Source organism: Pseudomonas sp. MS646, from assembly GCF_036693845.1.
In the GTDB taxonomy this organism is placed as follows: Bacteria; Pseudomonadota; Gammaproteobacteria; order Pseudomonadales; family Pseudomonadaceae; genus Aquipseudomonas; species Aquipseudomonas chlororaphis_E.
The window spans coordinates 1,217,003-1,242,017 of record NZ_CP144763.1 but is presented as its reverse complement, the minus strand read 5'-3'; the positions used below and the strand labels follow the sequence as shown (position 1 = coordinate 1,242,017).

Genomic DNA, 25,015 nt, shown 5'->3' with positions numbered 1-25,015 from the left:
TGAAGCTTCTGCCCGCAGGGTTGCCCAGGGTTTCACTGCCAGCGCAGAATGCCCCGATGCCATGAAGTCCTGATCATTGTGGCGAGGGAGCTTGCTCCCGCTGGATTGCGAAGCAATCTTCAAACCGGCCGCTGCGCGCCCGAGCGGGAGCAAGCTCCCTCGCCACGGGTTTATAGGTGTCCAGAATACCCAGCGCCCTACCCAATGCTTGCCCAAGGAACCCGTATGAGCCTGTCTCTGCTGAGCCGTTACGCCTTCTTTGCCGGCTGTGTGATATTCACCCTCGCCAGCCTGCCGTTCCTGCAACACGACTGGCTCTGGCCATTCGCGCTGGTGACAGGCCTGTTGAGCCTGCTGGGGCTGTTCGACCTGCTGCAAAGCCGTCACGCGGTACGGCGCAACTACCCGATCCTGGGCAACATCCGCTACCTGGTCGAAGGCATCCGCCCGGAGATCCGTCAGTACCTGCTCGAATCCGACAGCGACGCCCTGCCCTTTTCCCGGGCCCAGCGCTCGCTGGTGTATTCCCGGGCCAAGAACGAGACCTCCGACAAACCGTTCGGCACCTTGATCGACGTCTACCAGACCGGCTTCGAGTTCATCGGCCATTCCATGCGCCCGGCGCCGTTGAGCGACCCCAGTGGTTTTCGCGTGACGGTCGGCGGCCCGCAGTGCACCCAACCGTATTCCGCCTCGGTGTTCAACATCTCGGCCATGAGCTTCGGCTCGCTAAGCGCCAATGCCATCCGTGCGCTGAACCAGGGCGCCAAGCTGGGCAATTTCGCCCACGACACCGGCGAAGGCAGCATCAGCCCCTACCATCGCGAACACGGTGGCGACCTGACCTGGGAACTGGGCAGCGGCTATTTCGGCTGCCGCACCGCCGACGGGCACTTCGACCCGGAGCGCTTCGCCGTCCAGGCACAAGACCCACAAGTGCGGATGATTGAAATCAAGATGAGCCAGGGCGCCAAGCCCGGCCATGGCGGGATCCTGCCCAAGCACAAGGTCACCCGGGAAATCGCCGAGACCCGCGGCATCCTCATGGGCGAGGATTGCATTTCACCGTCGCGCCACAGCGCGTTCTCCACGCCGCTGGAACTGATGCAATTCGTCCAACAACTGCGCGAACTGTCCGGCGGCAAGCCGGTGGGCTTCAAGTTCTGCCTGGGCCACCCATGGGAGTTCATGGGCATTGCCAAGGCCATGCTGGAAACCGGGATCCTGCCCGACTTCATCGTCGTGGACGGCAAGGAAGGCGGCACGGGCGCGGCACCGGTGGAGTTCACCGACCACATCGGCGTGCCGTTGCGCGAAGGCCTGCTGTTCGTGCACAACACGCTGGTGGGCCTGAACCTGCGGGACAAGATAAAGCTCGGCGCCAGCGGCAAGATCGTCAGCGCGTTCGACATCGCAAGCGTCCTGGCCATCGGTGCCGACTGGGCCAACGCCGCCCGCGGCTTCATGTTCGCCATCGGCTGCATCCAGTCGCAAAGCTGCCACACCAACAAATGCCCCACCGGCGTCGCCACCCAGGACACCCTGCGCCAACGCGCCCTGGTGGTCCCGGACAAGGCCCAGCGGGTCTACAACTTCCACCGCAACACCCTCAAGGCCCTGGCCGAAATGCTCGCCGCCGCCGGCCTGGAACACCCGTCGCAATTGCAGCCCAAGCACCTGGTGCGGCGCATGTCGGCCACCGAGGTGAAGCTGTTCTCGCAGTTGCATGTGTTCTTAAAGCCCGGGGAACTGCTGACGGGCGAGGTCAATGGAGCCTTTTATTCGCGGATGTGGCAGATGGCGCGGGCGGACAGTTTTGAGCCGATGGAAACCGTGGCGGCTTGAACACGCCCACAGCGAAAATTTTCCACACTGCGGTTTTCCGCGGGCGCCGCTGGCTAGCACAGCGGCGCGCGGGTCCGCGACGGCTCCTTCATGACAATGAAGCCATAGTCGCCCAGCAGATAAATCCGGTAGTACAGGTTGTCCACGAGCGGCGTATAGCCCCGATAACCGACTCGGGTCGCATTGCGCCGCTCCCGTTCGATCACCACGTTAGTGATACCCAGGAACGGCGGGCTTTCCGGAAGAAGCAAGTAATCAACATTGAGCAGGTAATGCAGGACCGGCAGTTGGTTGAACGAGCCGCAGGCGCTTGTCAGCCAATGGGCGGAATAAGTCACTGACATATAGATGCGCTTAGCCTCATACAGCTCGCGACGGGAAGTGATGTCATGCGCCAAGCTATAAAGCGCGCCGCTGGAAAAGGTCTTTTGCAGGGTCAATACCCGACCATAGGCAAAGGACAGTGACAGGGTCGCCAGCAATGGAATAATCAGCAACGCTGGTAATCGACGATGAAGTGGCGTCAGCGCGAGGTAAGCCAGATAGAACAGCAGCATCAACCACACACCGAAGCCCATCAGTGTGCGGGCCCCTTCATTGAAGTCACGAAACAACAGCGTGATGCCGGGTACCAACAGCGCCAGTATCAAAGATGTCAGTAGCCAGAGCAGGCCCAGGAGCCATGTTTTCCAACCAGGCTCCTCACCTCCCTCAAGCCGGCGGCCCACCCCCATGGCCCCCATCAGCGCAATCAGCACCAGCACGGCCAATATCCAGGCGTAGCCACCGTGGAACAACAGGGCAACCTTCTGTAGCACCGTGGCGAGATTGATGCCCAACTGCATCAATGGATCAGCGTTCCAGTTCAGCAACGCGGTTCGCTCCGTTCCCATCAGCCAGAAGGCCATGGCGAAGTACACCAGGAGGGCCAGGCCAAGCTGGGCGAACCTGTCTCCCAGCAGGTCCAAGCACTGCCGCCACGGCCACCGGTTGCAGACTGTTCGGCACAGATCCAGGCAGACCAACCCCAGAAATACGTTGAGGCTGATCTGGTAGAGCCCGAACGCCAGCACCAACCAGGCCGCCGGCTCCCACAGTCGTCGCAGGCGCGATGTCCCCCGACAGGTGACGGCGTAGATAACCGCGACCAGGCTCAGGGCCATGCTCGGGCCGTCGTATTGATACGACAGGTTCTGCAACAGAAAAGGGTTGTACCAGAGGGGCAACGGTACCAGGCAACAGGCGAGTGTCGGCTCAGGGAAATAATGGAAGGTCAGCCGGGCCAGCGCCAGGGCCACTGCCAAGATCGCAAGCAGCAGGGGCAGCGGAAAAATATCCGGCGCGGCGCCGGAAAAGGACAGCACCTGATACAGCAGGTCAGTGAACCAGCGCCCCTCGCCGGCCCAGGCGTTGCCCGCCTCCAGCGTTCGCCAACTATCGTCGATGTAGCGAAAATCAGCGAGGATCAGTGGCAAGGCATACAGGAGGGTCGCCAAGAGGAAAAAACACGCCACTTGGCGACGGTCGAGCGCGCGATCGAAAACCAGCGATACATTCATATGCAACGCCCTCGGGACTTGCCCCTTGGACAGCATTCAAAGAGACGTAATCGACATGGCCCCCAAAAAGCCCCGATCATTCGACCGGGGCATTTCTACTGCATGGTTGGCAACTTACGAAACGGCATCCATCGAACCCCGGGCTTGCCCGGTCGGCTGCAACTTGAAGGTATAGAACAACACCGTCAGCAACACCAGAAACGCCGGCCCCACGTACAACGCCACTCGCGTATCCGGGAAGTAGGCCATCAGCCCCACCACCAGCACCAGGAATGCCAGCGCCAGGTACGAGCTGACCGGGTACAGCCACATGCGGTACTTCAGGGCCGCACGCTCGGAAGCACTCAAGCTTTTGCGGAATTTGAGCTGGGCCAGCAGGATCATCACCCAGGTCCAGATCGCGCCGAAGGTGGCGATGGAGGTCACCCAGACGAAGACTTTTTCCGGCACCAGGTAATTGAGCAGCACACCCAGCAGCAATGCGGCGATGGACAGCAGCAATGCACGGCGCGGCACGCCGTTGGTGGACGTCTTGGCGAAGCCAGCCGGGGCCTGGCCATTCTGCGCCAGGCTGTAGAGCATCCGCCCGGTGCTGAAGATGCCGCCGTTGCAGGACGACAGCGCCGCGGTGATCACCACAAAGTTGATGATCCCGGCGGCGGTCTTGATGCCCAGGCGCTCGAAGGTCATCACGAATGGGCTACCCTGGGTGCCGATCTCGTTCCAGGGGTAGATCGACAGGATCACGAACAAGGCGCCGACGTAAAACAGCAGGATCCGCCAGAACACCGAGCCGATGGCGTTGGGGATGGTTTTCTGCGGGTTCCTCGCCTCACCGGCGGTCAGGCCGATCATCTCCACGCCCAGGTACGCGAACATCACCATCTGCAGGGACATCAACACGCCCGTCACGCCGTTGGGCATGAAGCCGCCGTGGGCCCAGAGGTTGGAAATACCCAGCGCCACGCCGTCGTTGCCGAACCCGAAGGCGATGATGCCAACGCCACCGATGACCATGGCGATGATGGTCACGATCTTGATCAGGGCGAACCAGAATTCGAACTCACCGAAGGCCTTGACCGCGATCAGGTTGATCGAGCCCATGCTGACCAGTGCCGCCAGGGCCCAGATCCAGCGCGGCACATCGGGGAACCAGATGCCCATGTACACCGCGACGGCGGTGATCTCCGCCACGCAGGTCACCAGCCACAGGAACCAGTAGTTCCAGCCGGTGAGAAAGCCTGCCAAAGGGCCGAGGTAATCCTGGGCATAACGGCTGAACGAACCGGCCACCGGGTTATGCACGGCCATCTCGCCGAGGGCACGCATGATCACCAGGATCGCCAGGCCGCCGATGATATAGGAGAGCATGATCGCCGGGCCGGCCATTTCAATGGCCTTGGCCGAACCGAGGAACAACCCGACACCGATGCATGCGCCAAGCGCCATCAGGCGGATATGCCGCTCGCCGAGCTCACGTTTGAGCGGACCACCCTGAGCGGTCTCGCCATGGGGCAGATGATTGCCGACTGGCATAGGGAACAACCTCGTCTTGTTATTGGATTAACCACCGAGTCTCCAAGGCGCAGACCGATAAGCCTGCCACCTTGCCGAAACCGGGCCTGTCTTGTGGACAGGCCGTCCTGTGGAACGACAGCCTCAGGATCAGCGGGCCATGCAGTATAAAAAGCCTGGGATAGAGATTTTCACTGTAAAACCTGGGTTATTCAGGGGAAAGCCTCAACAAAATCGGTTCTTTTGGAGAGGCATTGACTGAGATTACCGCAAATGACCACAGCGACAGCGAGTATCGCGCAGTGATGGTGCCGCGTCATGCCTAAGCAACAGGGCGATGGCTCTAAAACAAGGCTTACAAACACACCCCCTGTGGCGAGGGAGCTTGCTCCCGCTCGGCTGCGAAGCAGACGCAACGATGGTCGGCCTGGACATTCCCCAACAGGCAAACAAAGCGAGGGCGGCTTCGCCACCCAGCGGGAGCAAGCTCCCTCGCCACAAGAGCATTTCAGTCCCCAGAAACAGCACTGATCAGAGCCAGGCCGCGTCCCACAGCGGGTAATCGCCGATACGCTCCACCAACCTGGCACGAAGAGGATTGCCGATGATGTAGCGAGCAAACGGCAGCAGGTCCTGGCTGTCACGGAGCGCCCGGTCGTGAAAGCCGCTTTGCCAGAACGCACCGCTTCTATTCATCGCTCGGTTGACGGCAAGGGTGCTACGGGATTTAACCGCTTGCATCACTTGAGCGAGCGGGACTTCCTCCAACTGCACCAACCAATGCAGATGATCAGGCATCACGACCCAGGCGAGCGAGGTAACCTGGCCTCGCTCATGAGCGTGACGCATTTCTGCAACCAGTAAGCGACCCAGTTCCCAGTTTCGGAAAACAGGCGCGCGTTCGTGAACGACCGTCGTGATGAGGTAACCGCGTCCACGCTCCGAGCAGCGGCCATGACGTAGTCGATGAGAGTTCGGACGTAGAGGACGCATTCCTTCGCTTCCGGTGATTTAGGTACTGATCACGGTAGCTTTACCCACGACAATTCGGCGCGCTGATAACTGAGCGAAATGTCCGAAAACAATGTAGTACCTGTGGCGAGGGAGCTTGCTCCCGCTCGGCTGCGCAGCAGACGCAACGTTTGTCGGTCCGGACATTCCCCAACTGGCAAACAAAGCGAGGGCGGCTTCGCCACCCAGCGGGAGCAAGCTCCCTCGCCACAAAAGCTCGTCGCTCAAAACACACGATTGGCCCTTTGGCGATGCATACCCGGCAATTTCCCCTCCCCCCACGCCAACCACCGTCTAAGCTTCAAGCAAGTCCGATCAATCTGCTTAATTGGATCAGTCGACTATGGGCGCTTTATGGCATACCGATTCGAACAAACCTGTGGTCCCGACTGAACGTATGGAAGACGCGCCCTCACCCCAAAAAAAGCCCCGTGTACGGCATGGCTGGCGGGCGTTCTGGTTGTTGTTGCTGATCATCGTGGTGGTGGTCGGGTTGGCGGTGGCCAAGGAAATGCGCACCTCGCGGTTTCAGGCCCGGGAAATCAGCAAGTACGCCGACTCCCTTTCCTATTCGGTTCAACCTGGCCCCAGCGATGCCATCGTCTACCCCGGCGCGGGTCCGTTCGACCGGCGCCTGGGCTACAGCTCGCTGGGCGAATTCCTGCCGCGGTTGCTCAAGCGCGACTACGTGATCCAGGCCCAGGCGCGCTTTTCACCGGCCCTGATGGACTACGTCGAAAAAGGCCTGTTCGTGCCCTATACGGAGAAGATCCAGGCCGGGCTGACCATCACCGATTGCCGCGCCGCGCCGGTGTACCAGTTCAAGTACCCACAGCAGTTGTACGGCAGTTTCGACGCGATTCCGCCGGTGGTGGTGCAAAGCCTGCTGTTCATCGAAAACCGCTTCCTGCTCGACCCGCAGCAGCCCTTGGCGAACCCGGCGGTGGACTGGCCGCGCTTCGCCATGGCGGCGTGGTCGCAGGTGGCCAAGCTGCTGAGCTTGCCGGGGCAGTCCGCCGGGGGCAGCACGCTGGCGACGCAGTTGGAAAAATACCGCCACTCCCCTGAAGGCTTGACCGTGTCGGGCGCGGAGAAGATCCGCCAGATGATCTCCGCCAGCGTGCGCGCCTACCAGGGCGGCCCGCAAACCCTCGAGGCGCGGCAGCGGGTGATCCGTGACTACCTCAACAGCGTGCCGCTCTCGGCCGTCCCGGGGCACGGTGAAGTGCATGGCATGGCCGAAGGTTTGCGGGTCTGGTACGGCGCCGATTTCAACCGGGCCAACGAACGTCTGTTCAGCACCGCCACCGACCCACAGACCCTGGCCGAAAAAGGCCTGGCGCTGCGGGAAATGCTGTCGTTGATGATCGCCCAGCGCCGCCCTTCCCATTACCTGACCAAGGGTCACGACGAACTGGCGCGCCTGACCGACAGCCACATCCGCCTGCTGGCCCAGAACGGCGTGATCGACGCAGACCTGTCCGCTGCCGCCCTGGCGAGCAAGGTCAGCTACCGCGACTGGGTGCAACAACCGACGATCCAGCCCAACGAGACCAACAAAGGCATCAGCGCCGCCCGCAGTCGCCTCGCCACGCTGCTCGACCGCCCGCTCTATGACCTCGATCGCCTGGACCTGTCGGCCACCAGCACTTTGCAAAGCGACTTGCAGGCCCAGGCCACCCAGTACCTCAAGCGCCTGGCCGACCCGGCGTTCGCGGCCGAGATCGGCCTCATGGGCGAGCGCCTGCTGACCCCCACCAGCACCACCCAGGTGCGCTACAGCTTCACCCTGCTGGAATTGACCCCGGACGGCTCGCGGGTGCGGGTGCAGACCGATAGCACCGACCAGCCCTTCGACATCAATGAAGGCAGCAAGCTGGAGCTGGGTTCCACCGCCAAATTGCGGGTGCTCACCACCTACCTGCAGATCATCGCCGAGCTGCACGATCGCTACGCCCAGAAGACCCCGGCGGAGCTGAGAAAAACCGACATCGCCGAGCAGGACCGCCTGTCCCGCTGGGCCGTCGACTACCTGAGCCAGAACAGCGACCGCAGCCTGCCGAAAATGCTCGAAGCGGCCCTGGACCGTACCTATTCGGCCAGCCCCGGCGAGGCGTTCTTCACCGGTGGCGGGCTGCACACCTTCCATAACTTTCGCAACGAGGACAACGGCCGCAACCCCACCCTGCGCGACGCCCTGCGCGAATCGATCAACCTGCCGTTCATCCGCCTGATGCGCGACCTGGTGCGCTATGCCACCTACGCCGGCCCCAGCAACAGCGCCGAGTTGCTCAAGGACGACAGCGACCCGCGCCGTCAGGAATACCTGGCCCAGTTCGCCGATCGCGAAGGCACCTCGTTCCTGCTCAGGTTCTGGAAGAAGTACCAGAAGAAAGACACCGGTGAACGCCTGGAAACCTTCCTCGACAGCATGCACCCCACGGCGATCCGCCTGGCCGCCGTGCACCGCTATTTCTTTCCCGGTGACAGCCAGGAGAGTTTCAACCTGTTCGTGCGCTCGCACCTCAAGTCGGTCAAGAGCAGCGAGAAACTCACCGACGAGCGCCTGGAGCGGCTCTACCAGAGCTATGGCCCCGGCGCCTATGACCTGCCGGACCAGGGCTTCATCGCCAAGGTCCACCCTCTGGATTTGTGGTTGATGGGGTACCTGTTGAACAACCCCGACGCCAAGTTCAGCCAGATCGTCAAGGCCAGCGAATTCGAGCGCCAGGAGGTCTACAGTTGGTTGTTCAAGAGCCGGCACAAGAGCGCCCGCGACAGTCGCATTCGCACCATGCTCGAGATCGAAGCCTTCCTGGATATCCACCAGCGCTGGCAGAAAGTCGGCTATCCGTTCGACCACCTGGTGCCGTCACTGGCGACCGCCATCGGCAGCTCCGGCGACCGCCCGGCGGCCTTGGCCGAACTGGTGGGCACCATCCTCAACGACGGCATCCGCCAACCGGCGCTGCGGGTCGACAGCCTGGATTTCGCGGTGGGCACGCCGTACGAAACCCGGCTGGTCAGCGACCCAGACAACGGCAAGCGGGTGATGCCAGTGGACGTGGCCCGGGCCCTGCGCGGGGCATTGTCCCAGGTGGTGGATGCCGGCACCGCGAAACGGGTGGCCGGCAGTTTCAAGCTGGACGACGGCACGCCACTGGCCATGGGCGGCAAGACCGGCACCGGCGACAACCGCATCGAAGCCATCGGCGCCGGTGGGCGCATCCTCAGCTCCAAGTCGATCAATCGCACGGCCACCTTCGTCTTCTACATCGGCGACAGCCATTTCGGCACCCTCACCGCCTATGTCCCGGGGGCGTCGGCGCAGAACTTCAGGTTCACCTCGGCCTTGCCGGTACAGGTGCTCAAGGGCATGGCCCCATTCCTCTCGCCCTACTTGCAGCCGGGCAGTCATACCCAGTGCAAGCCGTTGGTGGCGCGCCAGTGACGGGCGCGCGGATTACGGGTTCACCCGCGGCACGGCGTCGAAGATGACCGTGAAATCGGCATTGAACACACCTGTCTGTCCGGGCAGAGGCAAGGCCGAAGCCCTGATGACCATGTCGGCCTGGGTACCTGGCGTCGACGTGGGGTCGTCCACCACCTCCTGGGGCGAAGCGGTCAGGGTGACGTTGTTGAACCGCACCAGCAGCGGAATATCGCTGCTGCCGTTGGTCAACGCAGGCTGGCCAGCCGGCAGGTACGCATGCACCGACCCGTCGGTGTTCTTCACATCAAAGGTCTGGCGTATCGTACTGAACTGACTCGTCACCGGGTCGTAATGCATGACCTCATCCTTGCCGAACTCAGGATCCCGGGGCTGCACATGGAACTGCTGGGTGGGAATGTTTGCCGTGATGTGAATCGGCGAACGGGCATCATCGGCCGCGTGCAGCGGCGAAACGCTCGAGGCAACAAGGCCCAGAGCCATTGCAAAGACCTTTTTATCGAACATGGCAAATACCTTTTAGCCGTAGAGAAACTGGGTGGGTCAAGCGGAGATCCGCGGCACGGCGTCGTAGATCACCGTGAAGTCGCCGGTATAGAAACCTGGCCGGCGCTGGACCGGCATCGCATCGGCAGAGATGGTCATCTCGACCTGGGTGCCGGGCGTGGAGGACGCATCGTCCACCACTTCCCGCGGCAAGCCGTCCAGACGGACTTCGTTGAACCGGACCCTCAACGGGATCCTGGTATTGCCGTTGGACAGGAACGCCGCGCCGCCCTCGATGTAGGCGTGGATCGAACCCTCGGTGTTCTTCACATCGAAGATCTGGCGCAAGATGCCCAGGTCGTCGTTCAAGGGGTTGTAATGCATGACCTCGTGCTTGCCGAACTCCGGGTCCCGTGGCTGGACATGGAATTGCTGGGTGGGAATGTTCGTCTTGATATGAATGGCTGAACGCGCATCATCGGCCCCGAGTGCCAGCGACGGACTCATGGTCGCGGCGCCCAGGGCCATGACGGATATACATTTCTTCAACATGCTTGCTACCTTTTTTCATCGTTGTTTTTAAAGAAGCATCCATGCCATCACTGCCAACCGTGGCAACGGGGCGGTGTCGAGTGCCCTTTTTCGTGATGCCCTCGCATTCGTGGCGAGGGAGCTTGCTCCCGCTGGGGGGCGCAGCCGCCCCCGCTCTTCTCCTGAAACACCGCGTTCTTCGGATACGTTGCGTCTGCTGCGCAGCCGAGCGGGAGCAAGCTCCCTCGCCACAGGCGATCGGTGCTGCTTCAAATGATCGGCATCACAGGGTTTGGTGTTGTGTCGATGATCTTTATCCAGTGCTATGGCGCCGTGGCGTCGAACACCATGTGCACCGTGCCGTAGTAGTCGCCAGGCTTGTAGTCGTCATCGGGCTTGATGGCGGCGATTTCCAGGGGAACCTGGCGGCCCGGACGGGCCTCGGTGGCCGAGACCACCTGGGTCGAATCCAGGGTCAGTTCGACGCCGTTGAAGCGCACCCGCAAATCGATGCGGTCGCGGCCATTGGACAGGTAGGCCTCCTCGCCGAGGCGCGCGCCAATGGAGCCGTTGCTGTTCTTCACCTCATAAATGGCCCGCAACGGGCTCAGGTCCGAGGTGATGGTGCTGAACGGCAGCCGTTGTTCTCGCTGGACCAGCTGCGGGTCGAGTGGCAACACATAGAAGTCGGCCGTCGGGATGGTCACGTAGAGTTCGAACGTCTCCCGCTCGACAGCCCCCCAGGCCAAAGACCAGGGCATGACCAGGGCGGTCAAAGCGAGAGGGCGTAGCCGTGTCTTGATCATTTTGATTTACCTCTTGCGTCAACGACGGTTCGGCGACAGCCGTCAGCCCTTGATCTCGACGTTCTGGGTCTTGCTGCCTTCGATCAGCGTGAAGCGGTACTCACGTCCCGCCTCCTTGTCGAACGCGAACGTGCGGCCCTTCATGACGTGATGCTTGGTGGTCGGGCGGCATTCGTTTTCTTTTTTCGCTTCGCAGTCCTTGAACTCGTCGATCACCACCACGCTGTTGCCGTTGTTGCGCAACTGGTAGCGGGTGGCGCTGTGATCGATCACGGTGTCGAAACGGGTGTCCTTGGGCCGCACGAAAAACACCGTGCCGTACCCAGCCAACACCTTGACCCCGGCGGCCACGCGCTCTTTCTTATAGGCTTCGCGTTCCTCGGCGCTGACGGCGAATTCGTCTTCCGCTTCCGGCACCACCGGCACGAAACGCACGCGGAAGTAACGCTCCTTGTCGCGGTTGCCCATGAACAACAACCGCGTGCCCTGCACACCGTTGGCCGGCACGATCAGGCGCGCCGGGCTGGCCATCAGGCCATCCCTGGCCTGGGCACTGGCCTGGTTCTGCAGCGGCACCTCGCTGTAGGTGCCGTCCTCGTTGTAGATGATCTCCAGGATGTTCACCTTGACGAAGGCTGTCGACGTCCCGCCGTTGAACACCCGCTTCATGTAGGTGGTCTTGTTGCCGTCCAGGTAGTCGTAGACCACTCCGACACCGATCTGCGGCCCGGCCTGGGCCACGCCGCAAAACAGAGAAATACCCACCCATGCCCATAGTTGTTTCATCACTTGCTTGACCTCATGCATTAAACGCAACTCACAAAAAATTTGGCCGGCAGGCCACTCAGACTTCAGAATCCCAGATCACCGTGACACTGCCGGAGTAAGCCTTGGCGCCGGTGTCCAGCATCTCTTCGACGCTGCCCCGGGCCACTTCGAAATGCAGCATTCCGGACCGACGATCAACGTAAACACTTGGCTGGAACAGCTCGGTCCCGCTGCCATCGCGTAACAACGGACGCCGGTCGACCGGTTGGCCGCCAACGTCTGCCAGACCTTCGGGCAGGCTCACGCGCACATCCACCGGCACGGTATGGCCGCTGCCGGTTTCCGAGATCGCGCAGGTGTTGCCGCTGACGTACTGGCATTCGAGCCTCATCTTGAAACGTGACGAAGCCGAGATATGGAAGCGCTGGTCGCGAAACAGCCGCGTCGGTTTGCTCCCGCTGTTCAGCCACGCTTGCCAGCCTTCCTGGGGCACCAGTTCCACCCGGTTGCCACCCGGGGGCACCTCCACCTTGAGGGTGTGCTCGACATCGAGCTTGAAATTGAGGGTGATCACCGATTCGTTGGGGATCATCAGGTCACCGAAGTCGAAGTCCTGCCCCGGGCCGATGCTGTAGACCAAGGAGCCGGTATATTGGCCAGACGACATCTTCAGCGGGTTGGGGGTGCGCAGTTCGTAGGCGAAGTTCATGGAGGTGTATTCCATGCCCGGAATCAGGTAACGGGCTCTTTTGGCACAGTTGCCTTCGACCGGGGTTTTCCAGAAGAAAAAGTAGGCGCGGTCGTTCAAACCCGATTCACTGCTGGATCGACAAGGTGCAGGGGCGTACTTCCAGGTCGAACCCCACAACATCGCATGGGCGGTCCCCATGTCCACGCCGCCTCCGACCAGATCGATCACACTGACCGGCAGGAAGTACATCGAGCCGATGCCGGCGATGCGCACCTGGACGATCTCAGTCTCGCCCGTGCCGGTATGGGTGACCTGCGCCAGACGCCAATTGGCAGGCACATGGAATGTCGCCCCTTGCCGCAGGTCCGCATGATTGGCCTGAATGGGCGCGTTGGAATACGAGTTGATGTTCCACTGCAGGCTGGATACGTTCTCCCTTTCACAATCCGCCGGGTTAGAAGCGCAGTAACCGGAAACCGGCGTGGTGTTGCGAAAGGTGTTCTCGTTGGGCTTCGAGGGATCGGGCCTGAAGACGGCGGTGATCTCCTTGCTCACGCCATGGGCCGCCGATGCGCCGGCCAACACCATCACCGAAACCATGCTACGCACTGCTACTGGTAGACCTTTCATCAATCACCGTCCTTTCGCCTCAGGCAGGCCAATCCGTGCCCTTTAAACTTCCGAATCCCAGATCACCGTGACATCCCCGGTGTAGCGCGTGGCGCCCGTGTCGAGCATCGCTTCGACGCTGCTGCGGCCCACTTCGAAATGCAGCATCCCGAGCCTGCGGTCGACGTATAAGCTGGGCTCGAACAACTCCGTGCCACTGCCGTCACGCAACAGCCGGCGGCGGTTGACCGGTTGCCCGGCGCCGTCCATCAAGCCATCGGGCAGGGTCACGCTGACGTCCACCGGCACGGCGTGACCGGTGTCGGTTTCGGACATCGCGCAGGTGTTGCCGCTGATGTACTGGCATTCGATTGCCATCTTGAAACGCGAAGAGGCGGAAATATGGAAGCGTTGGTCACGGAACAGCCGCGTAGGCTTGCGCCCGCTGTTGAGCCAGGATTGCCAACCTTCCTGGGGCACCAGTTCCACGCGATTGCCGCCGGGAGGGACTTCGACCTTGAGGGTGTGTTCGACGTCGAGTTTGAAATTGAGCGTCAGCAGCGAGTCGGTAGGGATCATGACGTCGCCTGCATCAAAATCTTGTCCCGGTCCGATGGTGTAATTCAGTGAACCTGTGTATCGACCAGACGACATTTTCAACGGGTTGGGTGTACGCAATTCGTAGGCAAAATTCACCGAGAGATATTTCAGGCTGGGAACGGCATAACTAGCCTTTTTGGCACATACGCCGTCAGTCGGCGTCCACCAGATAAACGGAAAGTCTTTATCGCTATAACCTATAAAACCAACCTCTTGGCAGGGCGCAGGCGCGCTTTGCCAGGTCTTCCCGCCCCACAATCGGCCATGAGCTGTCCAGTTAGATACCCCCCCACCAACCAGACTGGGTGCGGACACGGGGAGTCGATAGGTCGCTCCTATACCAGCCCAGCGAAACTCTACGGTCTCGGTTTCTCCTGTCTCCGAATGGATTACCTGGAGCTCGCGCCATTGAGTGGGAACACTCAACATTGCGCCCTTGCGAGGGTCGGTGTGATTTGCCTGGATGGGTCCGGTTGAATCGAAAGTCACGGGCAACAAAATGCTGGATAGTTTCTTGGCCTCGCATACCGTCGGTTGATGCTGGCAGTAACCACCAATAGGGGTGGTATTGAGGAACACATTCTCGTGAGGCTTCGAAGCATCCGGCCTGAATATCGCAGTGATATCCCGGCTTACGGCATTGGCAGCAGGCACGCAGGCAAGCAACAACATCGAGACGATGCTGCTCACAGCCACCGGTAAACATTTCATCTATACAACCTCATCCATCAAAGCGAATCCCTGCAAGTTGGGGGAAGAATCCTCGCGCGGGGAGCGCCCTGCTCTCCCGCGCCACATGAGGATTCAGGAGCGCTGCCGGTCGTTGTGGGCGGCGGCCAGCGAGCTATCGGCCAGACTGTCCGGCGTGCAGCGCAGGTCGCCGATCATCAGCACATCGCCTTCGTTGCTGGCGTTTTCCGGGTCGAGGCGGAAGCGGCAGAACAGCTCATTGCCGTAGCGCACTTCCAGGGTCGGCGAGGCGGCATTCATTTCCATGGAGAAGAACCCGTCCGCCTCGCTCACGCCACGGCTGGCGTGGTTGATCACGTGGTGGCCCTTGAGCGGCTCGCCCTGTTCGTCCAGCAGGCGCCCGAGCACGGTCACGGTTTTCATCACACTGACCTTGCGGTAATCCACGCCGCCCTTGTTCAGGTGATAGCGGGTGCGTGCCGGCTCGATGCTCGCCGCCGGTGGGTGCACGCCCTCGAAGTCGAAGGTCACCATGCTGTTGCGGTAGGCGGTGATCGGTACGAAGTTGCGGCCCGGGTGCAACGTGGTGGAGCCACCGGTCAGGTCGTCGGCGCGCAGGATGATGTCGTCCAGGTCGGTTTCCACGTCGACGATCATCCCCGCGCCACGGCCTTGGGGCAGGCCGGTGAAGACGGCTTTCTGGCCGCCGATGGCCACCGTGCTGCTCAGGTTCAGGCCACCGGTGAGGTTGTCGTTGTAGGAAGAGCGCTGCAGGAAGCCGTCGCCGTAGAGCGATTCGGTGCTGAAGCTGGCGATGCCGGACAGGCCCACGCCATAGGTGTCGGCCAGGGCCGTGGCGGAGACGTTTTGCAGCACATGATCCTCAAGGTCCCGGCGATAGGTCAGCGATGCATTGTTGTCCCGGTCGCCTTCGCGGGAAGTGCGAGTGCCGATGCTGCCCGACCAGTATTCGCCCGGCCCGCCCAGGGCGACGCTGACGCTCAGGTCCACGCCGCGATTGCGCCGGTCATTGGTACTCGACGTGCCAGGGCGGTCGAACACCGACAGCCGCCAGTTGGCGTCGCTGCCACGCAGCTTGCCGCGCTGGGTCCAACCCAGGTCCAGGCCCGTGCCCTGGACGTTGCCTTCGCTGTAGGCCAGCCGCCCGTTGATCGAGGACTTGCTGCTCAAGCGGTGATTGACCGACAGCGAGGAATTGCTGGTCTGGCCGACGTACACGTTGCGCTGGCGAATGCGGGTGCCGTCCGGCAGGGTTTCGTAGGTGTTGCGGGTGTCCAGCCAACTGCGGTTGTGGCTGGCGACGACGCTGCCCAAGCCATAGCTGTACAGGGCCTGCACGTCCATGCCGTTGCCGTACTGCTCGGTGTGGTAAACGTTGGCGTACAGACTGGTGTGGGAGGCCAGTGTCCAATCTATCGACGTGCCGACCTGCAGCTTGTCCTGCACCTGGCGCGTGGAACCCCCGACGATCACCCGTGGGTGCAGCAGGTAGTTGACGCCAACCCCCGCGGTCGTGAACCCCGAGGGCTGGTCCTCCCAGTTGCTCCAGAGCCGGGTCTCGCGGCCGGCGAACAGGTTGTAGCGCCAGCGCTCCTCGGTGCTGTTCCAATTGTTCGGCTTGTAGACCAGTTCCTGGCTGGTGGCGGTGGTTTGCCCGTCCTCGATCAGCCGCACTTCCACTTCGTAGATCCCGCCGGGCAACGGGCGAGTGTCCAGGCTCTGCAAGCCGGCGCTGACGGCCTGGCTGTTGATCAGCAGGCCGTTGCGATAGATCTCCACCGACGCCTGGCGGCTGGCGGTGACGTAAATGGGGTAGACGCTGGGCTTGGGGTTGTCGATCACCAGGCTGTCGGAGCTGCCGTACATCACGCCCAGGGCGGTGTCCGGGTTGGCGCCGAACGAACGAATCTGCCGGTTCAAGCCATCGGAGCTGGGGGTGAAATAGCCCAGGCGAAAGAAATGCCCTTCCAGTTCACGTTGGGTGAACAGTTCATGGACGGCGTGGTAGAGCTTGTCGTCCGGCCCGCCCAGGCGCGAGAGCTGGAGGTCCAGGGACTGGCTCCAGTTGCCGACGCTGGAACTGGCGTTGAGGCCATAGCGGCCGCCGGTGTCCTGTTGCTGGCCACCGTTGAGATTGAGTTGGTTATTGAAGATCAGGCCGAGGCTGCCGTCCTGGGGCTGGTCGTGATAGCGCTGGGTGTGGGTACCGCGTTCGACATCGCGCGTGAGGATCGACACCAGCGAGTTCTCAAGGCTGTAGTGCACGGCCAGGAGCCCGGCGGTGCAGTTCTTTTCACAGGCGCCCAGCCGTTGGCCTTGCTTGAGCGTCTGCTCCCACTGGTCCCGCTCCACGGCCTTGACCGTGCTGTCATGGGTGTCGGTGAATTCCAGCAGGGTAATGCGATCGTCCCGCGTCAAGACCACCATGGCTTCACCGAGGTACTGCTGATTGAGCTCAATACGAACCGCCAGGGGCACGTCGAAGAAGTGGGCTTCAAATTCCGCCGGAAGGCCCTTGGCCTGGGACAGCAGGCTGGTCGGTGTGGTACCGGGGGCAGTCGGCGCGGCCAATGCGCTGGCGCACAACAGCAGCGCGAACGCACCCGCGATGGGTGTCATCGGAAACATCAACGGACTCTCATAATCAGCGAGCTTTCTGGGCGTTTCGGGGTGGGTCGACCGGTCGGGGAGAACCGGTCGACCTGCTGCTGCCCTGGGATGAGGTGGGGATCACTGGGCAGCGGGGGCCTTACGGGCGAGGCACGGCGTCGAAGATGACGGTCATGTCGGCGGTGTACAGGCCGTTCTGGGTCGCCAGCGGCTTGGCTGCGGTGATGGTCATCTCCGCCTGGGTGCCCGGGGTGGAGGTGGCGTCGTCGACCACTTCCTGGGACAGGGCGGTCAGGGTGATGCCATTGAAGGTGGTGGTCAGGGCGATGGCATCGCTGCCGTTGTACAGCGAAGCCGGGCCGCCTTCGATGTAGGCATTGACCGAACCTTCGGTGTTCTTCACGTCATAGGTCTGGCGCAGCGACGTCAGCGTACCGCTGACCGTGTTGTAGTTCATGGTTTCGTCCTTACCCCAGTTCCCGTCGCGCGGTTGTACATGGAACTGCTGGGTCGGGATGTTCGCGGTGATGTGGATGGCCGAACGTGCATCATCCAGAGCGAAAGCCAGCGAAGAACTCAGGGCCGCAGCAGTCAGGGAAGCGGCGGTTACGATTTTCATGAGCATGGGTTAACACCTGTTCATAGCAATAAAGAGAGAAGGGTTGAAGTGGCAGGCCAAATACACCTTGTCATGCCCCCTCAACGCCGCTGCATGATCGTCGCTCTTTAATTAAAAATAAGCAGGAAAGTTCGCACAGTCATGTAGTAAATCGCGCACGCAAAAGAGCGAAAAATACGCAACTTTCGATAAAGCGTAACTTTTAATGTAAGAGGCTTCCCACATCCCCAGGAGCCAAAGGGGAAAAGGCTCGCAGACACTTTCGATTCATCCCGCAACCATGGGGGATTCAGGTAAGGTCTTATTTCACTTAGTGTAGGACGCAACTAAGATATATCTCCAAGACAAGATATATCTATAGGCGAAGATATATCTGAAATCAAAGATATATCTCGGTTCTATTGATGCCGAACAGAGAGCAGAAAGATGACAGCCCCTTACTTCCCCTCCACTCGCGACCAGGGTCATCACGATGGCTTCGAACGGCGCCCGCCCGGTCGCGAACGCAGCGGGCGCGGCCCCCGGGTGTTCGCGGCCGGCGAGTTGAAATTGCTGTTGCTGGCGTTGATCGCCGAAAAGCCTTGCCACGGCTACGAGTTGATTCGCCAGATCGAGTCCATGTTCGACGGCGCCTACACCCCCAGCCCCGGCGTGATCTACCCGACGCTGACACAGCTGGAAATGGGTAAGATGGTCCTGCGCGACGCCGAGGGCGGAAAAAAATGTTACAGCGCCACCGACGCCGGACGTCTATTCCTTCGAGACCAGGCCGAGGCGCTGGATGGTGTGCGGGTACGCATCGAGGCCAGCAAGCGTGTCCTGCGCGAGCAAGGGCGGCCGGCGGAAATCCACGAAGCGGTGGTCAACTTGCGTCGCGCGCTGCAGATGCACCAGGCGCGCTGGAATCCAGAAGAAATCCTGCGCATCCGCGACCTGCTCAACGAGACTGCCAAAGCCATCATCGACGGCCCCGACCGTCCACCTGTTTCGGAGTCAAGCCATGACTGAAGTCGATCCAACCACCATTCACCGCGTCAACCACGAGATCAAGCGTCGTCGCCTGCAAGTGCTGCGGGTGGTGGAGCTGACCCCGCGCATGCGCCGCATCACCGTCGGCGGGCCGGAACTGGCAGGCTTCGTCAGCCTGGGCACGGACGATCACGTGAAATTGTTTTTCCCGCAGGACGCCGCGCAGCACGCCGCCCTGGAGCACTTCGACCCCAGCGCCGACAAAGGGCAGGCGGCAATGCCGCCCATGCGCGACTACACCCCGCGCCGCTACGACCTGGACACCCTGGAGCTGGACCTCGACTTCGTCCTGCACGGCGACGGTCCGGCAGCCACCTGGGCGGCCCAGGCCAAGCTGGGGCAATACCTCGACATCGGCGGGCCGCGGGGCTCGATGATCGTGCCGGACGTGTTCGACAGTTACCTGTTGGTTGGCGATGAAACCGCCCTGCCCGCCATCGCCCGCCGCCTCGAAGGCCTGGCGCCGAACCGCCGGGCCCTGGTGGTGGTGGAAGTGGAAAACGGCGCCGAGCAGCAAGTGCTGCAAAGCCCGGCGCAGGTCCATGTGATCTGGGTGCTGCGCGAAGGCCGCCAGGACAATCTGGTGACCACGGTCAGGCAACTGGAAGTCCCCGCCGGCAAGCTGTATGCCTGGGTCGCCACCGAAAGCAAAGTGTCGCGGCGCATTCGCAAAGTGTTGCTGGAGGAAAAAAGCCTGGACCCGGATTACGTCAAGGCCGTGGGCTACTGGAAGGCGGACGATAGCGACGAGGAGTGAATGCACTTGTGCCCCGTGACAAGAGCCGGTCTCTGTGGCGAGGGGATTTATCCCCGCTGGGCTGCGCAGCAGCCCTAAAACCAGCCAACCCGGAGTATCAGGCCGATTGAGGCGAGTTGATGGGGGCCGCTTCGCGGCCCAACGGGGATAAATCCCCTCGCCACAGATAAATCCCTCTCCACCGATAAATCGCTTCGCCACCGGTTTATCATTCGCCTTCGAATATCGGCTGAACCGGGTCCCCCCATGCTTTTCCTGCTCGCCTACATCAGCAGCGTCGTGCTGATCAACTACGCGTTTTCCGCGGCGCCGCACCTGGACATCATCTGGTCGGCCTGGGGTGGGCTGGTGTTTATCCTGCGGGACATGGTGCAGACCCGCTTCGGTCATGGCGCCATCGTCGCGATGCTGGCGGCGCTGGTATTGTCCTATGTCACCTCGGACCCGACCATCGCCCTGGCCAGCGCCACGGCCTTCGCGGTGTCCGAGTGCATCGACTGGCTGGTGTTCACCATCACCCGGCGCCCGCTGCATGATCGGCTGTGGATCAGTTCGGCCTTGAGCATTCCCTTGGACACCTTCATCTTCTTCGGCCTGATCGATGCCCTGACGCCGGGCGTGGTCGGGACCGCCCTGGCCTCCAAGTTCGCCGGGGTCACGGCGGTCTGGCTGATCATGGCCTGGCGTTTACGCAAACAGGCCGTCGCCAGCTGAAGCCAAAACCTGCGGTTCATGTAAAATGCCGCGCTTTCTCCCACGGGAAGCTCGCCCGGCGCGCAACCCTCGACGATCCGCTCCTGCTTGAGGACTTTCAGATGACCCGTATCGGTACTCCATTGTCGCCGACCGCGACCCGCGTTTTGTTGTGTGGCAGCGGTGAGCTGGGCAAGGAAGTGGTAATCGAACTGCAGCGCCTGGGCGTCGAAGTAATTGCCGTGGACCGCTATGCCAACGCGCCGGCCATGCAAGTGGCCCATCGCAGCCACGTGATCAACATGCTCGACGGCGCTGCCCTGCGCGCAGTGATCGAAGCCGAGAAGCCGCACTACATCGTGCCGGAAATCGAAGCCATCGCCACCGCCACCCTGGTGGAGCTGGAAGCCGAGGGCTTCACGGTGATCCCGACCGCCCGTGCCGCGCAACTGACCATGAACCGTGAAGGCATCCGCCGCCTGGCCGCCGAAGAACTGGGCCTGCCGACCTCGCCGTACTTCTTCGCCGACACCGTCGAAGACTACCGCAAGGCCGTGCAAAGCCTGGGGTTCCCTTGCGTGGTCAAGCCGGTGATGAGCTCGTCGGGCAAGGGCCAGAGCCTGCTGCGCAGCGATGATGACGTGCAGAAAGCCTGGGACTACGCCCAGGAAGGCGGCCGGGCCGGCAAGGGTCGGGTGATCATCGAAGGCTTCATCGACTTCGACTACGAAATCACCCTGCTCACCGTCCGTCATGCCGGCGGCACCACCTTCTGTGCCCCGGTCGGCCACCGCCAGGAGAAAGGCGACTATCAGGAATCCTGGCAGCCCCAGGCCATGAGCCCGGCGGCGCTGGCCGAATCCGAGCGCGTCGCCCAGGCCGTCACCGAGGCCCTGGGTGGGCGCGGGATGTTTGGTGTCGAGTTGTTCATCAAGGGCGACCAGGTGTGGTTCAGCGAAGTGTCGCCACGGCCACACGACACCGGCCTGGTGACGCTGATTTCCCAGGACCTGTCGCAGTTCGCCCTGCATGCCCGCGCCATCCTCGGCCTGCCGATCCCGCTGATCCGCCAGTTCGGCCCGTCGGCCTCGGCGGTGATCCTGGTGGAAGGCCAGTCGACCCAGACCGCGTTCGCCAACCTCGGCGCCGCCCTGAGCGAACCGGACACCGCCCTGCGTTTGTTCGGCAAACCGGAAGTCAACGGCCAGCGCCGCCTGGGCGTGGCCCTGGCCCGCGACGAATCCATCGAAGCGGCCCGTGCCAAGGCGACCCGGGCTTCGCAGGCGGTGAAGATCGAGTTGTAAAAGCTGCACACTAATCCCCTGTAGTAAAGGGATTCATCTGTGGCGAGGGGATTCATCCCCGTTGGGCTGCGAAGCAGCCCTAAAACCTAGCAACTCGGTGGATCAGGTAGTTTGAGGTGGCTGCTTTTTTGGGGCTGCTGCGCAGCCCAGCGGGAGCAAGCTCCCTCGCCACAAAAGCTCAACCGCTCAAAGGCCTGCGCTCACCAAAAACCGATGCTGCAAAAAAAGGCGACACCCGTAAAGGTGTCGCCTTTTTCATGTCCGCCGGTAGGGCTTAATCCGGCAGTTTGTAAGCAATCACATAGTCACCCTGCTTGGTGCCCAGGGAGCCGTGGCCACCCGCGACGACCAGCACGTATTGCTTGCCGTCCTTGCCGGTGTAGGTCATCGGCGTGGTCTGGGCGCCGGCTGGCAGGCGACCTTCCCACAGTTGCTTGCCGTTCTTCACGTCATAGGCACGCAGGTACTGGTCGAGGGTGCCGCTCAGGAACGCCAGGCCGCTGGCGGTGGTGAAGGTGCCGCCCAGGCTCGGTACGCCCATGCTCAGCGGGATCGGCACGGGCGAGCTGTCACGCACGGTGCCGTTCTTGTGCTTCCACAAGGTCTTGTGGTTGGTCAGGTCCACCGCCGCCACATAACCCCACGCCGGCGCCTGGCAAGGCAGGCCCATGGGCGAGAGCAGCGCTTCGAGGATCACCCCATACGGCGCGCCCTTGTTCGGCTGCACGCCTTCGGTTTCGCTCTTGCGACCCGGACCGCCGGCCACTTCCGCCGCCGGGACCAGCTTCGACTTGAACGCCATGTAGCTCGGGTTGACGAAGGCGATCTGACGCACCGGGTCCACCGAGATACCGCCCCAGTCAAACACCCCGAAGTTGCCTGGGTAGACGATCGAGCCTTGCAGCGACGGCGGGGTGAACATGCCGTCATAGCGCAGCGACTTGAAGTCGATCCGGCAGAGCATCTGGTCGAACGGGGTCACGCCCCACATGTCGCGCTCCTTGAGGACCGGCGGCACGAAGTTCAGGTCGGACATCGGCTGGGTCGGCGAGGTATGGTCGCCTTCCACCGCGCCTTGCGGCACCGGGATCTCCTTGATCGGGATGATCGGCTGGCCGGTGCTGCGGTCCAGCACGTAGATGCTGCCCTGCTTGGTCGAGGCCAGCACGGCCGGCTTCACGCCCTCGGCGGTCTTCATGTCCATCAGGGTCGGCTGGCCGCCCACGTCCATGTCCCACAGGTCGTGGTGAGTGAACTGGAAGTACCAGCGCACCTTGCCGGTGGCGATGTCCAGGGCGGTCAGGCCGGCGGCGTATTTTTCCGATTCCGGGGTGCGCATGCCACCGAACTGGTCGGGGGTCTGGTTGCCCATCGGCAGGTACAGCATGCCGAGTTTTTCATCGACGCTGAACATGGACCACATGTTCGGCGAGTTGCGGGTATAGGTCTGGCCTTCGGCAATCGGCGTGGTGTCGTCCGGGTTGCCGCTGTCCCAGTTCCACACCAGCTTGCCGGTGTGCACGTCATAGGCACGGATCACGCCGCTCGGCTCGTCGGTGGACACGTTGTCGGTAACGTGGCCGCCGATCACTACCAGGTTCTGGGTGACCGCCGGTGGCGAAGTGGAATAGTAACCGCCAGCCGTGAAGCCGCCGATGTTGGCGCTCAGGTCGACCTGGCCCTTGTCGCCGAAGTCTTCGCACATCTTGCCGGTGTCGGCATCGAGGGCGATCAGGCGGGTGTCGGCGGTCGGCAGGAAGATCCGGCGCGGGCACACGGTGCTGACTGGCGCAGCGCTGGCAGCGCCGGTGGGGCTCTGTTCGGCAGAGGCGTACGCAGCGTCATCGTGATAGCTCACGCCACGGCAGGTCATGTGGGCCCAACCCTTGAAGTTCTCCGCCTTTTGCGTGGAAAGCTTCGGATCGAAACGCCAGATTTCCTTGCCGGTTTCCGGCTCCAGGGCAATCACCTGGCTGTGGGGCGTGCACACGTAGAGCATGCCGTTGGCCTTGAGCGGGGTGTTTTCAGCGGTGGTCTCGCCCGGGTCGTTCGGCCCTGGCAGGTCGCCGGTGCGATAGGTCCAGGCCGGCACCAGCTTACTGACGTTCTGCGGGGTGATCTGCGCCAGTGGCGAGTAACGGTCGCCATGGGCGCTGCGGCCGTAGGAATTCCAGTCGCCGTCCGGCATCGCCGGGGCGGTGTTGGTCATGCCTTCTACGGTGTCGCGATCCAGTTGGCCCTTGATTTCACCCGGGTTGGTGAACTGGCTGGCGAGCGCGGCGATACCGGCGATGATCACGGCCGCACTCAATGCGCGGGTGCCCATGGGCGATGCGTCGGCGGTCAATAACGGACGGCGCACCCATGGCAGCAACATGACGATGCCCAGGGCAAACAACAGGGCCAGGCGCGGCACCAGTTGCCACCAGTCCAGGCCCACTTCCCACAGCGCCCACACGGTGCTGGCAAACAGCACCAGCGCGTACAGGCCCAGGGCCGCGCGCCGGGCCATGATCAGCAGCACGCCGGTCAGCGCCAGGCCGATACCCGCCAGCAGGTAATACCATGAGCCGCCAAGCGTGCTCAGCTTGACTCCACCCGCCAGCAGGGCCAGGCCCATCAATAGAAGCAGAATGCCGAGCAGGCTCGGTAGCAGACGGCTTCGACTCAAAGCACCCTCAGTGCTCATAGTGTGATTCTCCGTGAGGTTTTAAGGAGTCCCGCGCAAAGTCTCACTGTAGATGACGATCCTTTGGGGGCTTGGTTCAGTTAAAAGTTTCCGGATGTTACGAACCCCCTGTGGGAGTTGGCTTGCTCGCGAAAGCGGTGAATCAGTCGACTAATGAGGCTGAATATGAAATCGCTTTCGCGAGCAAGCCCGCTCCCACAGAAAAGCAGGTCGCCGCGGATGCAGAGATAGCGCTGTCTTTTAAGATTGAAGGCAGAACATCGAGAACAGCGAAAAGGCTCTAGCGCGCCAAAAGAAGCGTTTCAGCAAGCGGCGCAAGGATAATGTTCTGTTACAGATAGAGAAAGTGCTTTTGTTGACATGGATCATCGCGAAATCGGTAACAGTGTGCCTCGACAGCTACCGCGCGGACGCCCGATGGCGCACGCTAGGCTTCCACCCCACGGGCACCTCGGCTAAGGTGCGCGGCTTTCACCCTTTTCGCGTAAAGGCCTCCCCATGACCGAACCCAACAACAACCCGCTGCACGGCGTGACGCTGGAGCAGATCCTCAACGTCCTGGTGCAGCACTACGAATGGTCCGGGCTGGCCGAGCGCATCGACATCCGCTGCTTCAAGAGCGACCCGAGCATCAAGTCGAGCCTGACCTTCCTGCGCAAGACCCCTTGGGCGCGGGAGAAAGTCGAACGTCTCTACATCAAGCTGATGCGTACCAAGCGGCCGGTCTGAGC

19 protein-coding genes are annotated in these 25,015 nt (G+C 62.0%); 7 read left to right on the top strand and 12 right to left on the bottom strand.

The features are described from left to right. Positions 1 to 225: 225 nt before the first annotated feature. Positions 226 to 1,845, top strand: coding sequence for an FMN-binding glutamate synthase family protein (locus tag V3H56_RS05315; protein WP_042732532.1), 1,620 nt, complete (start codon positions 226 to 228; stop codon positions 1,843 to 1,845). Between the two features lie 53 nt (positions 1,846 to 1,898). On the opposite strand, the gene V3H56_RS05310 is transcribed toward V3H56_RS05315, so the two are convergent. The 3 genes from V3H56_RS05310 to V3H56_RS05300 all read right to left on the bottom strand — a co-directional run bounded on the left by V3H56_RS05310 (position 1,899) and on the right by V3H56_RS05300 (position 5,912). Then, positions 1,899 to 3,404 carry a glucosyltransferase domain-containing protein gene (locus V3H56_RS05310; protein ID WP_338474277.1) on the bottom strand — a complete coding sequence of 502 codons (1,506 nt, stop codon included), beginning with the start codon at positions 3,402 to 3,404 and terminating at the stop codon, positions 1,899 to 1,901. Positions 3,405 to 3,518: 114 nt separating this feature from the next. Continuing rightward, positions 3,519 to 4,940 carry an amino acid permease gene (locus V3H56_RS05305; RefSeq protein ID WP_042732530.1) on the bottom strand — a complete coding sequence of 474 codons (1,422 nt, stop codon included), beginning with the start codon at positions 4,938 to 4,940 and terminating at the stop codon, positions 3,519 to 3,521. Between the two features lie 510 nt (positions 4,941 to 5,450). Further along, positions 5,451 to 5,912, bottom strand: a complete 462-nt coding sequence (locus tag V3H56_RS05300) for a transposase (protein ID WP_047737073.1) — start codon at positions 5,910 to 5,912, stop codon at positions 5,451 to 5,453. Between the two features lie 361 nt (positions 5,913 to 6,273). Here V3H56_RS05300 and V3H56_RS05295 point away from each other — a divergent pair, with 361 nt between their 5' ends. Next, a complete protein-coding gene (locus V3H56_RS05295) occupies positions 6,274 to 9,381 on the top strand; it encodes a transglycosylase domain-containing protein (protein WP_047737080.1) in 3,108 nt (1,035 codons plus the stop codon). 12 nt (positions 9,382 to 9,393) lie between these two features. Here V3H56_RS05295 and V3H56_RS05290 read toward each other — a convergent pair whose 3' ends face one another. From V3H56_RS05290 to V3H56_RS05255, 8 genes are all read right to left on the bottom strand, one after another. After that, positions 9,394 to 9,864 carry a CS1 type fimbrial major subunit gene (locus tag V3H56_RS05290; RefSeq protein ID WP_234408010.1) on the bottom strand — a complete coding sequence of 157 codons (471 nt, stop codon included), beginning with the start codon at positions 9,862 to 9,864 and terminating at the stop codon, positions 9,394 to 9,396. Positions 9,865 to 9,924: 60 nt separating this feature from the next. Continuing rightward, positions 9,925 to 10,419 carry a CS1 type fimbrial major subunit gene (locus V3H56_RS05285; protein WP_053149426.1) on the bottom strand — a complete coding sequence of 165 codons (495 nt, stop codon included), beginning with the start codon at positions 10,417 to 10,419 and terminating at the stop codon, positions 9,925 to 9,927. A gap of 302 nt (positions 10,420 to 10,721) precedes the next feature. Beyond that, positions 10,722 to 11,159 carry a CS1 type fimbrial major subunit gene (locus tag V3H56_RS05280; RefSeq protein WP_237614172.1) on the bottom strand — a complete coding sequence of 146 codons (438 nt, stop codon included), beginning with the start codon at positions 11,157 to 11,159 and terminating at the stop codon, positions 10,722 to 10,724. Between the two features lie 87 nt (positions 11,160 to 11,246). Then, positions 11,247 to 11,990 (bottom strand): pilus assembly protein, encoded by a 744-nt coding sequence (locus tag V3H56_RS05275; RefSeq protein ID WP_042731180.1) that lies wholly within the window; start codon positions 11,988 to 11,990, stop codon positions 11,247 to 11,249. 58 nt (positions 11,991 to 12,048) lie between these two features. Continuing rightward, positions 12,049 to 13,293, bottom strand: coding sequence for a hypothetical protein (locus V3H56_RS05270; RefSeq protein ID WP_042731176.1), 1,245 nt, complete (start codon positions 13,291 to 13,293; stop codon positions 12,049 to 12,051). 42 nt (positions 13,294 to 13,335) lie between these two features. After that, the gene (locus tag V3H56_RS05265; protein ID WP_234407994.1) at positions 13,336 to 13,851 is read right to left on the bottom strand and encodes a hypothetical protein; all 516 of its coding nucleotides are present in this window, start codon (positions 13,849 to 13,851) and stop codon (positions 13,336 to 13,338) included. Between the two features lie 825 nt (positions 13,852 to 14,676). Then, complete coding sequence (locus V3H56_RS05260; protein ID WP_042731174.1) at positions 14,677 to 17,211, bottom strand: CS1-pili formation C-terminal domain-containing protein; 2,535 nt, start codon at positions 17,209 to 17,211, stop codon at positions 14,677 to 14,679. A 121-nt stretch (positions 17,212 to 17,332) separates the two neighbouring features. Further along, entirely contained in the window at positions 17,333 to 17,818 is a 486-nt protein-coding gene (locus V3H56_RS05255) for a CS1 type fimbrial major subunit (protein WP_042731173.1), read from the bottom strand. Between the two features lie 420 nt (positions 17,819 to 18,238). Here V3H56_RS05255 and V3H56_RS05250 point away from each other — a divergent pair, with 420 nt between their 5' ends. From V3H56_RS05250 to purT, 4 genes are all read left to right on the top strand, one after another. Continuing rightward, positions 18,239 to 18,820, top strand: a complete 582-nt coding sequence (locus V3H56_RS05250) for a PadR family transcriptional regulator (protein ID WP_042731172.1) — start codon at positions 18,239 to 18,241, stop codon at positions 18,818 to 18,820. Further along, entirely contained in the window at positions 18,813 to 19,598 is a 786-nt protein-coding gene (locus tag V3H56_RS05245) for a siderophore-interacting protein (protein ID WP_338474276.1), read from the top strand. Before V3H56_RS05250 ends, V3H56_RS05245 begins: the two co-directional genes overlap by 8 nt. Positions 19,599 to 19,844: 246 nt before the next feature. Then, positions 19,845 to 20,312: a VUT family protein gene (locus tag V3H56_RS05240; protein ID WP_042730941.1), complete on the top strand. Its 468-nt coding sequence runs from the start codon at positions 19,845 to 19,847 to the stop codon at positions 20,310 to 20,312. Positions 20,313 to 20,413: 101 nt separating this feature from the next. Continuing rightward, positions 20,414 to 21,595 (top strand): formate-dependent phosphoribosylglycinamide formyltransferase, encoded by a 1,182-nt coding sequence (gene purT / locus V3H56_RS05235; RefSeq protein WP_042730940.1) that lies wholly within the window; start codon positions 20,414 to 20,416, stop codon positions 21,593 to 21,595. Positions 21,596 to 21,869: 274 nt separating this feature from the next. Here purT and V3H56_RS05230 read toward each other — a convergent pair whose 3' ends face one another. Beyond that, positions 21,870 to 24,284 carry a glucose/quinate/shikimate family membrane-bound PQQ-dependent dehydrogenase gene (locus tag V3H56_RS05230; protein ID WP_042730939.1) on the bottom strand — a complete coding sequence of 805 codons (2,415 nt, stop codon included), beginning with the start codon at positions 24,282 to 24,284 and terminating at the stop codon, positions 21,870 to 21,872. Between the two features lie 498 nt (positions 24,285 to 24,782). Here V3H56_RS05230 and V3H56_RS05225 point away from each other — a divergent pair, with 498 nt between their 5' ends. Beyond that, complete coding sequence (locus tag V3H56_RS05225) at positions 24,783 to 25,013, top strand: VF530 family protein (protein WP_042730938.1); 231 nt, start codon at positions 24,783 to 24,785, stop codon at positions 25,011 to 25,013. Positions 25,014 to 25,015 lie beyond the last annotated feature (2 nt).